The organism is Gilliamella sp. wkB112 (assembly GCF_001690685.1).
Taxonomy (GTDB): Bacteria; Pseudomonadota; Gammaproteobacteria; order Enterobacterales; family Orbaceae; genus Gilliamella; species Gilliamella apicola_J.
In genome coordinates this window covers 186,877-200,067 of the sequence record NZ_LZGL01000003.1, presented here as the reverse complement: position 1 = coordinate 200,067, position 13,191 = coordinate 186,877, and the positions used below count along the sequence as shown (strand labels likewise).

The 13,191-nt window shown below is 37.3% G+C and carries 16 protein-coding genes; 8 read left to right on the top strand and 8 right to left on the bottom strand.

Going from position 1 to position 13,191, the window contains the following annotated elements; genetic code table 11:
* Both tuf and A9G12_RS01050 read left to right on the top strand, forming a co-directional pair.
* Positions 1–1,006 (top strand): elongation factor Tu (gene tuf / locus A9G12_RS01055; RefSeq protein WP_065564042.1); only part of this gene is annotated, 1,006 nt, incomplete at its 5' end.
* A gap of 191 nt (positions 1,007–1,197) precedes the next feature.
* Positions 1,198–3,267: a TonB-dependent receptor family protein gene (locus A9G12_RS01050; RefSeq protein ID WP_065564028.1), complete on the top strand. Its 2,070-nt coding sequence runs from the start codon at positions 1,198–1,200 to the stop codon at positions 3,265–3,267.
* Positions 3,268–3,319: 52 nt separating this feature from the next.
* Here A9G12_RS01050 and A9G12_RS01045 read toward each other — a convergent pair whose 3' ends face one another.
* Entirely contained in the window at positions 3,320–4,033 is a 714-nt protein-coding gene (locus A9G12_RS01045; protein ID WP_065564027.1) for a Crp/Fnr family transcriptional regulator, read from the bottom strand.
* A 98-nt stretch (positions 4,034–4,131) separates the two neighbouring features.
* Between A9G12_RS01045 and A9G12_RS01040 the strand changes: the two genes are divergently transcribed.
* From A9G12_RS01040 to A9G12_RS01015, 6 genes are all read left to right on the top strand, one after another.
* Positions 4,132–5,223, top strand: a complete 1,092-nt coding sequence (locus tag A9G12_RS01040) for an ABC transporter substrate-binding protein (protein ID WP_065564026.1) — start codon at positions 4,132–4,134, stop codon at positions 5,221–5,223.
* On the top strand, positions 5,216–6,265 hold the full coding sequence (locus tag A9G12_RS01035; RefSeq protein WP_065564025.1) for a FecCD family ABC transporter permease: 1,050 nt from the start codon (positions 5,216–5,218) through the stop codon (positions 6,263–6,265). The genes A9G12_RS01040 and A9G12_RS01035 overlap by 8 nt, the downstream gene beginning before the upstream one ends.
* Positions 6,262–7,002: an ABC transporter ATP-binding protein gene (locus tag A9G12_RS01030; protein WP_065564024.1), complete on the top strand. Its 741-nt coding sequence runs from the start codon at positions 6,262–6,264 to the stop codon at positions 7,000–7,002. The genes A9G12_RS01035 and A9G12_RS01030 overlap by 4 nt, the downstream gene beginning before the upstream one ends.
* A 26-nt stretch (positions 7,003–7,028) precedes the next feature.
* A complete protein-coding gene (locus tag A9G12_RS01025; RefSeq protein WP_065564023.1) occupies positions 7,029–7,376 on the top strand; it encodes a cupin domain-containing protein in 348 nt (115 codons plus the stop codon).
* 16 nt (positions 7,377–7,392) lie between these two features.
* Positions 7,393–8,172: a class I SAM-dependent methyltransferase gene (locus A9G12_RS01020; protein WP_065564022.1), complete on the top strand. Its 780-nt coding sequence runs from the start codon at positions 7,393–7,395 to the stop codon at positions 8,170–8,172.
* Between the two features lie 302 nt (positions 8,173–8,474).
* A complete protein-coding gene (locus tag A9G12_RS01015; protein WP_065564021.1) occupies positions 8,475–8,810 on the top strand; it encodes a zinc ribbon domain-containing protein YjdM in 336 nt (111 codons plus the stop codon).
* 158 nt (positions 8,811–8,968) lie between these two features.
* Here A9G12_RS01015 and fliR read toward each other — a convergent pair whose 3' ends face one another.
* The 7 genes from fliR to A9G12_RS00980 all read right to left on the bottom strand — a co-directional run bounded on the left by fliR (position 8,969) and on the right by A9G12_RS00980 (position 13,126).
* Positions 8,969–9,763, bottom strand: coding sequence for a flagellar biosynthetic protein FliR (gene fliR / locus A9G12_RS01010; RefSeq protein ID WP_065564020.1), 795 nt, complete (start codon positions 9,761–9,763; stop codon positions 8,969–8,971).
* A gap of 5 nt (positions 9,764–9,768) precedes the next feature.
* The gene (gene fliQ / locus A9G12_RS01005; RefSeq protein ID WP_065564019.1) at positions 9,769–10,038 is read right to left on the bottom strand and encodes a flagellar biosynthesis protein FliQ; all 270 of its coding nucleotides are present in this window, start codon (positions 10,036–10,038) and stop codon (positions 9,769–9,771) included.
* 8 nt (positions 10,039–10,046) lie between these two features.
* On the bottom strand, positions 10,047–10,724 hold the full coding sequence (gene fliP / locus A9G12_RS01000) for a flagellar type III secretion system pore protein FliP (protein ID WP_442903460.1): 678 nt from the start codon (positions 10,722–10,724) through the stop codon (positions 10,047–10,049).
* 69 nt (positions 10,725–10,793) lie between these two features.
* A complete protein-coding gene (gene fliO / locus A9G12_RS00995; RefSeq protein ID WP_065564017.1) occupies positions 10,794–11,234 on the bottom strand; it encodes a flagellar biosynthetic protein FliO in 441 nt (146 codons plus the stop codon).
* Entirely contained in the window at positions 11,234–11,611 is a 378-nt protein-coding gene (gene fliN, locus A9G12_RS00990) for a flagellar motor switch protein FliN (RefSeq protein ID WP_081299606.1), read from the bottom strand. Before fliN ends, fliO begins: the two co-directional genes overlap by 1 nt.
* Entirely contained in the window at positions 11,604–12,653 is a 1,050-nt protein-coding gene (gene fliM, locus A9G12_RS00985) for a flagellar motor switch protein FliM (protein WP_065564016.1), read from the bottom strand. Before fliM ends, fliN begins: the two co-directional genes overlap by 8 nt.
* Positions 12,654–12,658: 5 nt before the next feature.
* A complete protein-coding gene (locus tag A9G12_RS00980) occupies positions 12,659–13,126 on the bottom strand; it encodes a flagellar basal body-associated FliL family protein (protein WP_065564015.1) in 468 nt (155 codons plus the stop codon).
* Between the last annotated feature and the right edge of the window lie 65 nt (positions 13,127–13,191).

Below are 13,191 nucleotides of genomic sequence, written 5' to 3'. Positions count from 1 at the left end.
TATTACCATCAATACTTCACACGTTGAATACGATACACCAACTCGTCACTACGCCCACGTAGACTGCCCGGGCCATGCTGACTATGTTAAAAACATGATCACTGGTGCAGCGCAAATGGACGGTGCTATTTTAGTAGTAGCAGCAACTGATGGTCCTATGCCACAAACTCGTGAACACATTCTATTAGGTCGTCAAGTAGGTGTTCCATACATCATCGTATTCTTAAACAAATGTGATATGGTTGATGATGAAGAATTATTAGAATTAGTTGAAATGGAAGTGCGTGAACTTCTAACTCAATATGATTTCCCTGGTGACGATACACCAGTAATTCGCGGTTCTGCGCTAAAAGCGTTAGAAGGCGATGCAGCATGGGAAGACAAAATTGTAGAATTAGCAGAAGCATTAGACAGCTATATTCCGGAACCACAACGTGATATCGATAAACCATTCTTACTACCAATTGAAGACGTATTTTCAATTTCAGGACGTGGTACAGTGGTAACCGGTCGTGTAGAACGTGGTGTAATCAAAGTCGGTGAAGAAGTTGAAATTGTTGGTATCAAACCGACAGCAAAAACAACTTGTACTGGTGTTGAAATGTTCCGTAAATTACTAGACGAAGGCCGAGCAGGTGAAAACGTTGGTGTATTACTACGTGGTACTAAACGTGAAGAAATCGAACGTGGTCAAGTATTAGCAAAACCAGGTTCAATCACACCACATACAGATTTTGAATCAGAAGTATATATCTTAAGCAAAGAAGAAGGTGGTCGTCATACTCCATTCTTCAAAGGATACCGTCCACAGTTCTACTTCCGTACAACTGACGTAACTGGTACTATCGAATTACCAGAAGGCGTAGAAATGGTAATGCCTGGAGATAACATCAAAATGACAGTATCATTAATTCACCCAATCGCAATGGCAGACGGTTTACGTTTCGCTATCCGTGAAGGTGGTCGTACTGTTGGTGCTGGTGTTGTTGCTAAGGTTATTAAATAATTTAGGCTAACTAATTAGAGCATCACTGATGCTCTTTATCAGCAGAAAAGGCGCACATAGTGCGCTTTTTTATTGTTTATACATTAATATTTTAAATCTTTTTTTATCTTATTTGACAAATGTCATAGGCTATTTGACCTGTCATGCAAATAATAATCATTATCATTAACTTGAATGAGAAATAAGATATTATGTATAAGATAAAAAAAACAGCTCAATTAACTATTATAAGTTCCCTTTGTTCTACCATTTTATTTAGTCATTACGCATTTGCGGAAACTAAACCGGACATAATTGTTGTCACTCCAGATCAGAATTTAGATAACAAAAGTTCATTATCACCAACTTATCAACAAGAGCAAGCCAAGCTCAAACAAACGGCTGGGGCAACCAATCTTATCATTCCCGAACAAGAAAATCGATTATCAACCTTACAAGATGCACTAGATTTTCAACCGGGGATCATTATTCAAAACTTCTTTGGTGGTACTGATCAGCCAAGATTAAATATCCGCGGTTCTGGAGTACAAAACTTCCCACTTTCTCGTGGAGTTTTATTATTACAAGATGGTTTACCCATTACTGATGCTGACGGTGATTTCCACATTAGTACCTTAGACATGCGAGACACTCGCCTAATATCAGTTTATCGTGGCGCCAATAATAGTCATCCACAAAGTAATAGTTTAGGCGGTGAATTAAACTTCATTTCATATACCGGAAAAGATGAATTAGGCACCGCACGTTATGAATATGGATCATTTGGCCGGGAAGCTGCTCAAGTTGCACTGGGTAATGACAGCAAAGAATATGGTATTGATGGTCGGCTCAGTTTATCTTATGACCATTTTGATGGCTATCGCGATCATTCAACTTCACAACGTAAAACCGTACGCTCCAATTTTGGTTATAGTAACGAAAACTTTGAAAACCGCACCTGGCTAAGTTGGACTGATTTACGTTTTGATATTCCCGGTCCATTATCACAACATAAATTGAAAAGTGATCCAACAAGCATTTTTAAAGTGGTGGCAATGAGAGATCCGCACCGCAATGTACAACAAGGACGTATTGCAAACCGCTCAAACTGGACTATAGGCGATCAATCTATCGAACTAGGCTTATGGCATCAACGCACCCACGACAACTTTGTCACACCAACAACTTACATTTTGAGTGGTGCAAACACTAGCGGAGCTCAGCTTTCATATAATGCGGTCTTGGGTGATTTTAGCTATCGCAGTGCTCTAGCTTGGGATAAAACCGATTTGGATCGCCAATTATTAATGAACCGTCGTAATACGAAAATGAATAAGCGCAAGTTAGGTAAATTTGATGCTACTGCCGAAAATATTTATGGTTCTATTGGCACATCATGGCAAATTAATCCTGATTGGCAACTTAATTTAGATACCAAAGTCACTCATGCCAAACGTGATGTTGATACGCGTCATTCTAAAAATTCTCTGGATCAATCATGGACATTTTGGTCACCAAAACTTGGTTTAATTTGGAACGCGACCACGGATAATCGTTTCTATGCTAACTTAAGTACCAGTAATGAGCCGGCATCGTTTCGTGAGATTATTACTAGTGATGGCACCAAAGCCAAAGTAAATAAATTAAATCGTCAAAAAGGTGTCACTGCTGAAATTGGTGGTAGTGGTAAGATTATACAAGGTTTAAATTGGGATGTGGCTTTATACCGTAGCATTATTAAAGATGAATACATAACCACTTATGATGCTAGTGGTAATGCAATTGGTGTATTTAATTATGCCAGTAAAACACGCCACCAAGGTATAGAAGCCGGCATAAAAGGTTTAACACCATCACTATTTGCAAGTGGTGATATTGAATACCGCTTGGCTTGGACTTATAGTGATTTTCGCTTTATGGGTGGCGAATACAATCATAACTATATTGCTGGTATTCCAAGAAATATTATTACTGCCGACATATTATATAAAGTAAATAATTGGACATTTGGCCCTAACATACACTGGTCACCAACCAATACACCTGTCGATCATGCTAATAATATGAAGGTACAATACCGCGATCAGTATGCTACTTTTGGCTTCAAAGTAAATTATCAAAGTCCGGATGGCTGGTCTGCTTATTTAACTGCGGATAATTTAACTGATAAACGTTATGCAACTGCATCTGTGGCTAATCGAGTCGTAACATCTAAAGATGAAATGACACTATTCCCGGGAATGGGCTTTAATTTAAATGGTGGGATAATCTATCATTTCTAAGTGTTAATACAATTATTTGGCAGTTATATTCTAGCTGCCAGATAAGCTTTATTTAAAATGCGCGTTGTGAAGGCAATGTTAACTCATCCAGATAAGTTACATTCAAAATCATTACCTTATTACCTTCGATAGCAATAATTTTTTGTTTACGCCAACTGGAAATTAAGCGACTTAATGTTTCGTAGCGCATACCTAACTTAGTGGCTAATTGCCCTCGTGAAATAGGCAAAATAAATTGACTGCCCTGCTTTGAAGATAGCGATAAAAAATAAGCACCCAACCGCTGCTCTGCTGAGCTGGAAGTTAACCAATCAATATTATTAATAAGTTCATATAACTTGGCACTAAAACTGATTAATAATCGCTGCATGATAATGGGATTATTTTTACAAACTAGCAGCAAACTATTCTTTTCCAGAAACAATACCGAGCAATCTATTTTAGCTCTAATCGTCATGGGGAAACGATTATGGGGCATAAATACAGCAGCAATTGCTACTAAATCATAACAAGAAAAGATGCCAAAGATTTTTTCTTCACCTAGATAGGTATTTCTATACACCTCAACTTGACCACTGAGTACCAGAAAGCAACTGGATAACGGCATGCCTTCGTAACTAATCATATCACCTTGTTTAAGATCCATATAATTAGCATTTTCAATAATTGGCATTAAAGCATCCTGAGTTAATCCCTCGAACAATTTAACATGATTTAGCCAAGCTAAAATCTGTGGTTGTGTGGGTACGTTTTTGACAAATGTCATAGGTTTTACCTAAAGATACTCTTAGAATAATTTCAATATAGTTGATAATAATTATCATTTCAATTAGTAAAATTATTTTATTCTTTAGGAATAACCATATGAAATATAATGTTTTATTTGTAACTTTCTGTTTTTTATCCAGCTGTTGCCAAAATGCACTAGGCCAACCGATGCAATTTACTGATATGAGTAATCGCCAGATAAAACTAAACCATGAGCCCCAACGTGTAGTCGTCATTCCCATCCCCGCTGCTTCAATGTTAGTGGGTATAGATGAAAACACTCAACGCTTAGTTGGTATGCATCCTTTTGCTAAAGTAGCCGCCAAAGAAGGCATGTTAAGTAAAATGTTTCCAGATATTGTTAATATCCGCTCTGATACCGTGGGGAATAATTTCATGCCCAACATTGAAACATTATTAAGTGTTAAACCAGATCTAGTTTGGCAATGGGGGCATCTTGGTAATGATATTATTACCCCTATGGAAAATGTTGGTCTAACCGTAGCTACTTTAAATTATGGTAAAGAAGCCTATACCCAAAAATGGATCGAATTAATGGGATTAACGCTTGATCAGCGAGTCAAAGCGCAAGCAATGATTGATTGGCGTAATCAGGTCATTAACGATCTACAGCAAGCTACCCAAAATATTTCGGAAACCCAAAAGCCAAAAGTCCTTTTCCTATTATATTTCAATTCACATATTCAAACTTTCGGCGCGACTTCTCATAATAATTATGATTTTGAATTAGCCGGAGGTATTAGTCTTAATAAAGATCTAACCGGCACCAGAACACTAAATATTGAACAAATATTAGTCTGGGATCCGGACATCATTTTATTAGGTAACTTTGAGCAAGGATTAAAACCGCAAGATGTTTATGATAATCCACTACTCGCGGATGTTACTGCGGTCAAAAATCACCGCGTTTTCAAAGTGCCAATTGGCGGCTTCGTATGGGATGCACCTAATCAAGAAACACCACTTTATTGGTTATGGTTATCTATGATTTTTCATCCCGACACCATGCATTGGCCATTACGGGAGTTAATCGCACAACATTACCAGCAACTTTATAATTACCAAGTTAGCGATGAACAAATCGACCAGATTTTACAAATACAACTAAATCAAGTTTCTAATTATCCGTCGTTTTCACTAGCTACACATAAGGGTAACAATGAATAATAAACAACAGCAATGGGTTGATATAATCAAATGGTTATCGCTTATTTTTCTATTGATTGCAGTCGTTTTTTTATCATTAAGTGTTGGCCGTTACTCGATTGCTACTTGGCAAGTAACTAAAATTCTATGTCATGCTATATTGCCTGACTCTATACAAACTTTACCTAGAGATTGGAGCAACACAGCCCAAAATGTAGTACTAAATTCCCGCTTACCCAGAATACTTATCGCTGGTTTAACCGGTGCTGGATTGTCTATTGCCGGTGCTGCCTTGCAAGGTGTATTTCGTAATCCATTAGTTGGTCCACAAATTATTGGAGTGGCATCCGGTGCCGCTTTTGGAGGAGTACTAGCAATATTACTATTTTCATCCATGTTTATCACCGTCACTTGTGCTTTTATTGGTGGTATTGTTGCTATTTTATTGGTGTTTTTCTTAGCATTTCAAAAAGCCTCTGGCCAAGGATTATTGGTCCTGATTTTAGCTGGTGTGGTGGTTAATGCCTTTTTTGCAGCTTTGATATCATTAATCACTTACTTTGCCGATCCTAATAATACTTTACCAACTATAGTTTTTTGGTTAATGGGTAGTTTTTCAACGGCTAGTTATACTAAATTGTGGATTGTCTTACCCACCGTAGCAATAGGCAGTAGTGTAATTATCGCTTATCGCTTTAGAATAAACGCCCTATCACTAGGGGAAGAACAGACACAGGCACTAGGATTGTCAACCACCACTACCCGCTGGATAATTTTAGGCTGTGTAACATTAATTACCAGTGCAACAGTTGCAGTTTCAGGTACCATTGGCTGGGTAGGCTTAATTATTCCGCATATTTCTCGCTTAATACTAGGGCATGATCATCGTATATTACTACCATCTTCAGCACTAATTGGTGCCATTTATATGATTACGGTCGATACCATAGCTCGCAGCGCAAGCAGTGCCGAAATTCCACTTGGGATTATTACCGCTTTAGTCGGAGCCCCAATTTTTGCCGTGCTATTACGCTCATTTAATCAACGAGCCAATTTATCATGATTAACGTACAGCAACTCTCTTTTTCATTAAACCATCAATGCCTATTTGATAAACTCAGTTTTTGTTTACCCGCGGGTAAAATTGGAGCAATCTTAGGCCCTAATGGTCGCGGCAAAACCACTTTATTACGATTATTACTAGGTTTTCAACACAATTATACTGGTACAATTAAATTAAACTCACAAGTTGCCTATGTACCACAGTTAAATCCACTATTATTCAGTTATAGTGTTGAAACTATGGTAAGTTTAGGTCGGCTTCGACATTTAGCCTGGTACCAGTCACCCACAGCTAAAGATAAAAAAATCGTCGCTGATTGTTTAAATTATTTAAGATTAACCTCTTTTGCGGATAAACCATTTAATCTACTAAGTGGCGGTGAAAAACAGATGGTCATGATCGCCAGAGCTTTAGCCAGTGAACCACAAATTCTTATTCTTGATGAACCTACTTCCGCACTAGATTTACATAACCAAGATCTGATTTTGACAATACTTCGTGAACTGGCATTAGATCGCCATATAACTATTTTATTTACCAGTCACTATCCGCAACACGCCCTACATATCGCTGAATATTCATTGTTATTGCATCGTAATAGCTCGGTAGAATTTGGACTAACAGCGGATGTGGTAACTGAAAAAGCCTTGACTGAGTTATACCAAATACCGATTGCCATCAATCAAATTAATCATGCGAATGGTGCCACTCAAGCGGTAGTGCCGTTATTCCATTAACACTTAATAATTTATAGGAGCATCTTATGTCAAATAATACCATTACCCCAGCTCAAGCACTTGAATTGGCATCACTGATTAACCCAACTGAACAAGGTATTGCCAGCCGAATTTTAGCCAAAACCTCTGGTGGCAATTTAACGCTATTTGCTTTTGATAAAGGGCAAGGATTATCCGAACATAGTGCCCCATTTGATGCGCTTGTCATGGTAATTGACGGGGAACTCACTTTAATCATTGACGGCAAACCTGTTATGGCAACTCCGGGTACTATTGTAAGAATGCCTGCCAATATTCCACATGCGGTTGAGGCTCAACAAGCAGCCAAAATGTTATTAGTCATGTTGCGAGAAATCACATTAGAAACCAATTAATTTAAGGGATTTCATCATGAATAATAATAAAAAGGAAGCCGGACATAAATTCCTGGCCCGTTTGGGTAAAACCCGTCTACGTCCGGGCGGTAAAACAGCAACTGAATGGTTATTCCAACAAGCAGGGTTTACACTACAAAGTCAGGTATTGGAAATTGCTTGCAATATGGGCACCACCTCGATTGAAATTGCCAAACGTTTTGGTTGCCATGTTACAGGTATAGATATGGACAAACTGGCACTTGAGCAAGCCAAACAAAATATCGCCAAAAATAAAGTTAGCCATTTAGTTAATGTACAACAGGCCGATGCCTCTAAATTACCCTTTGCCGATAACAGCTTTGATATTGTGATTAACGAAGCTATGCTAACCATGTATGCTGATAAAGCAAAAGCGCACCTACTCAAAGAGTATTTTCGAGTATTAAAACCCGGCGGTAAACTACTCACGCATGACATTATGCTAATGCACCCAGAGCAAGCCCAAGAGATCATTGACAGTATTCACCAAGCAATTAATGTCAATGCCCAGCCAATTAGTTATAACGCTTGGCTTAACCTTTTTGCGAGTATCGGCTTTACCGATATTAAATCAAGCCATAATGCCATGACGCTAATGTCACCCAAAGGCATGATCACTGATGAAGGTTGGCTAGGTACTCTCAAAATTATACGTAATGCATTACGCAAACAAAATCGCCCTCAGTTTTTTAAAATGTTTACCACCTTTAGGCACAATAGTCAGCAACTTAATTATATTGCTTTATGTAGTGTTAAACCTCAATTAACAACTTAATTTAACACTAATTAATAACATATGTGGGCAACTAATGACGTTTCAGGTTTACGTTTATTATGGTAAACCTGAGCTAATTGACCGGAATAAAACCAACAAGCGCAGATTATAATCTACATATAAGTTACTTAGCATAAATTAATCATAAAAATTATCAAATTGACGATAATCATGAATTTTGGCATGAGTTCAATGCAAAAACTGATCAATTTAACAAAATTTAGCACCTCCCTGCCATGACTTAACAGCGTTTTTTTGTTATAGTGAGCACCATTTTATTTAATCTGGAAAAATCATAAATCATGGACTCAATCCCTAATTGCCCTATTTGCCAATCGCCACATACTTATCAAGATGGTGCGTTTTACATCTGCCCTGAATGCGCTCATGAATGGGACCCTAACGAAGCTTCTAGCTCTAATGATGAATTACAAGTAAAAGACAGTAATGGTAATTTACTTGCCGATGGAGACGATATTATTTTAATTAAAGACCTTAAATTGAAAGGATCTTCTACCGTTCTGAAAAAAGGCGCTAAAGCCAAAGGTATTCGTTTAGTCGAAGGCGATCATGAAATTGATTGTAAAATTGATGGTATGAAAATCATGCTCAAAGCATGCTTTGTCAAAAAAGCCTAATCTCAATTGATTTAATGCTGATACTTTCAGCATTAAAATATCGGTTATTTTCTACGTTACTATTCATTATGTTACCGCCTAATTTTAGGAGAGCATGTTTTTATACTTAAACATATGCCACTCCTGAAACATCTTTACAAAAGATTATACACAGCTGATTAATCAACTAAATACCATAACATCGATGCGATTCTGGCAAACATTTGTTCAAAAATAAACTCAGCAAAAGTAGGTAATGTGGCAATTAAATAAGTTAACATGGTTAATCCTAATAATAATGTCAACGGATACCCCACCACAAAAATAGATAATTGCGGCGTGATTCTATTTAATAATCCTAGCGCCATATTGATGATCAACAACAACGTCATTAAAGGTAAAGCTAATATGATGCCATTAATAAATAGCAAAGCGCTCACCTCAATTAACGCTAAAAAACCATTGTCTTTTAATGGCATAACTCCTACCGGAATAATGTCAAAGCTAGTGGATAGAACATAGAATAACCATAAATGACCATCGATACTTAAAAATATTAATAACGTGATGATGTTAATTAACCGTGATAGTACCGAGGTTGAGGGACCGCCAATTGGATCAAAAAAAGTCGCCATCCCCAATCCCATTTGCATACTAATTAATTCGCCAGCAAACCTCACAGTCATAAAAGTAATTTGCATAGCAAAACCGATCATGACACCCACCACGATTTGTTGCAAAATCACCCATATTCCCATTAACGAAAATAGGGTGATATTGTCAGCAGATCGTGGTAATGGTAGGAGTATTGCAATACATAACGCTAGCGCTATTTTTACCCGACTAGGGAACTCCTTTTCACCAGTAATAGGCGCTACCATAATTAATGCTAACAGGCGAACAAAAGGCAAAAAACAATCTGTAATTAATGAGAAAAAATCAATATTAAATAGACTGTTAATAGCATAATACATTGGTTTTAATTGGTTAAGTTGGGAATGTCGGTGATCACTATTTTGATATAGTCAACCATAATCGATAACATCGATGGTCCTAAAACCACTAATACTACAATAACAGCAATAATTTTAGGGATGAACGATAATGTCATTTCATTAATTTGTGTAGCCGCTTGTAATAAACTGATAATTAACCCAGTAATTAAAGCCGCCAAAAGTAATGGTCCTGCCAATGATGCCGCAACTTTTATTGCCTGCATGGCTAAGTTACTAATATATTCTGTTGGCATAAAACTCCTCAACTAAAAAAACTTTGGGCTAATGAACCTAATAACAAGTGCCAACCATCAGCCAACACAAACAACATTAATTTAAAAGGTAATGACACCGTTGCCGGTGGCACCATCATCATCCCAAGCGCCATTAAGGTGCTGGCGACAACCAAATCAATAACCAAAAAAGGAATAAAAATGGTAAAACCTATTTGAAAAGCCGTTTTTAATTCACTAACCACAAATGCCGGAACCAATACTCTTAATGGGATATCGTCTCGAGTAGCAATATCATTTAGGTGCGCCATATTAACAAATAAGCCAAGATCAGCTTCGCGCGTTTGTATTAACATAAATTCACGTAATGGCTTAGCTGCAGTTGTCAGCCCTTGTTGCATAGTAATTTGGTCTTGAGAGTAAGGTATATAGGCATCTTGATAAATCTTATCTATCACCGGAGACATAATAAAAAATGTCATAAATAAAGCGATACCTAAAATAACTTGATTGGGAGGTGCTGATTGGGTACCCAGTGCATTACGCAATAACCCTAACACAATTATAATTCGGGTAAAACTGGTCATTAATAACAAAATTGCCGGAATAAATGTCAGTAAGCTCAGGAAGACTAAAGTCTCAACCGGTAATGACCAACTTTGTCCACCATTAGCTGCAGGTTCGCTAATAATCGATAACGGCAAAATTTCAGCATAACCGTATTGGCTAAATAAAAATAAACTGAGTAAAAGTGTCAATTTTAAGCGCAAGATTGGTTATTCCTTGTTACTTTTTAGGGTGGATTGCAATATTTGCTGAAATAAACTTTTTTTCAAACAATCATTAACCGTTGTTGATTGCGACAATAATATCTGGCTGCGTTCTTCGCTTAGTGTATGTAGTAATGTCATTTGCTGCGGAGTTACCCCTATCAACAATAATTGTTGATCTACCTGAACCAAGATAATGCGTTCTTTGGGGTTAATAATATAACTGGCTTTGATATCAATTAAATTACCAGCAGTGTTTTTGCAACCAAACCGCTTTACTAACCATCCTAATAAAAGGATGATGCTAATAATGCCGATAAAGGATAAACCAATCGATGTTCCGGCATGTGAATAAAGATTCAAATCCGTTACTGGTGCGGAACTAGTTATAGCTGAATTGCCAACTAACACTGAAGTTTGAGTTGCATCTAATAGGTTATTACTCATTAACGACTCAATCTACGTACACGTTCCGAAGGTGTAATTATGTCAGTAATGCGGACACCATAATTGTCACCCACTACCACAATTTCACCTTGTGCGATTAAATAACCATTGATTAAAATGTCCAACGGCTCACCGGCTAAACCATCTAAAGCAATAACCGAACCTTGAGTTAAATTTAATAGATCTTTAATCGCCATTTTAGTGCGACCAAGTTCAACACTCATACTAACGGGAATATCTAAAATAAGATTAATATCTTGTTTATTGTCTTGTGTGTGTTGCGGTGATAGCGTTTCAAAAATCGCTTCCTTAGTCAGCAAATCGTCACTATTACTATCGGTTTGTCTATCGTCGTCAATTTGGTTAACATCAGTCATTGAGCATACCCTCATTCAATTGCTCTAACACAGGATTAATCACCTGCTCTACTTGAATTGCATATTGTTTATTCACTTTGCCATAATGGCCTTTTAGTATTGGCACCCCGCCTACTGTGACATCGAGGCTGGTCGGCTTTTCGATTACTAAAATATCATTCACTTTTAAAGCCAGCAGCTTGGCAACTGTCGTATTAATCTGGCTAAAATTGGCTACCAATTCAACCATGGACTGTTTGATGCCACTGGTTAATGAACTCATCCACACTTTATCATCTTGATAAGATTGTTGTTCACTTGGTGGTTTAATTAGCAACTCCTTAATCGGTTCCACCATTGAATAGGGAATACAAATACAAAATTTTGCTTTGCAATTACCAATTTCCACTGAGAATGTCGAATTTAAGACAATATCATCCGGTGTATTGGTGATATTAGTAAATTTACTCTGGATTTCCGATCGAATATATTCAGTTTCAATGTTATATATATCAAGCCATGCATTTTGATAAATAGTTAACGCTAATTCTAAAACGCGCTTAATGATTTGCTGTTCGGTATGCGTAAATTCGCGTTCTTCCGTTTCCACACGTGAAATATAACCATCGCCACCAAATAAAGTATCCACCACAATAAAAACTAATTCAGGTGAAAACGAAAATAGTCCAGATCCTCTTAACGGATTAAGATGAACTAAATTCAAATGATTGGTTGATGAAATGGAGGAAAATTCATTAAACGTTTGCGGTTCAATCGGTGAGGCAATGACATCCGTATTACGGCGCAATAGATTAAATAAACCGATTCTGAATTGCCGGGCAAAACGTTCATTAATAATTTCTAAGGCAGTAAGTCGTTCCGGAATGAAATTATGTTTTACCGATAAATCATAAGGCCGTACATCTGTTTTTTTACCTAAGGTTAAGGCGGGGTTTTGATCGTCTTCCGGCACATCTTCGCTACTAACCGTTTGGCTATCAGCTACTTGTTCTATATCCTCATTTTCATTAATGTCTGCTTGTAACTGCTGCTTATCAGACATAGTAATCACCGTATAATAAAGTCAGTAAACAAAACTTCGTCAATTTTTACCAAATGTTGGCTATCATATTGCCGAGATAACGTGGCTTTAACCTGCTCTTGCAATTCGAGTTTACCGGACTCGGTTTTTAATTTATTAACATTCTGTTTGGATACTAACAGTAACACATCACTCCTAACTTCCGGTAAATACTCTAATAACACCGTTTTTTGATCTTCATCGGCAATGCGCAATACCATACCTATATACAAAACCTTGTTAAGATCAACACTATCTTCATCAATTGGTAATGAGGTGGTGAAAGGTTTTAAGGTAATAAATACCGGTGCTGAAATGGGCTGAGCTTCAGGAACGGCAACGGTATGGGTGGGTTGTTTTTGATACCAAAAATAAACCGCCGCACCGGAAGCTAGCAACGTAATTAGGCTCAGTATTATGATTAAAATACTTACTTTTTTCTTGGTAGTTGGCATATTGATTATGGTCTCAGTAAAAAATTAAATATATTTATAATTAATAAGTTGGCTGGAATTCAAAA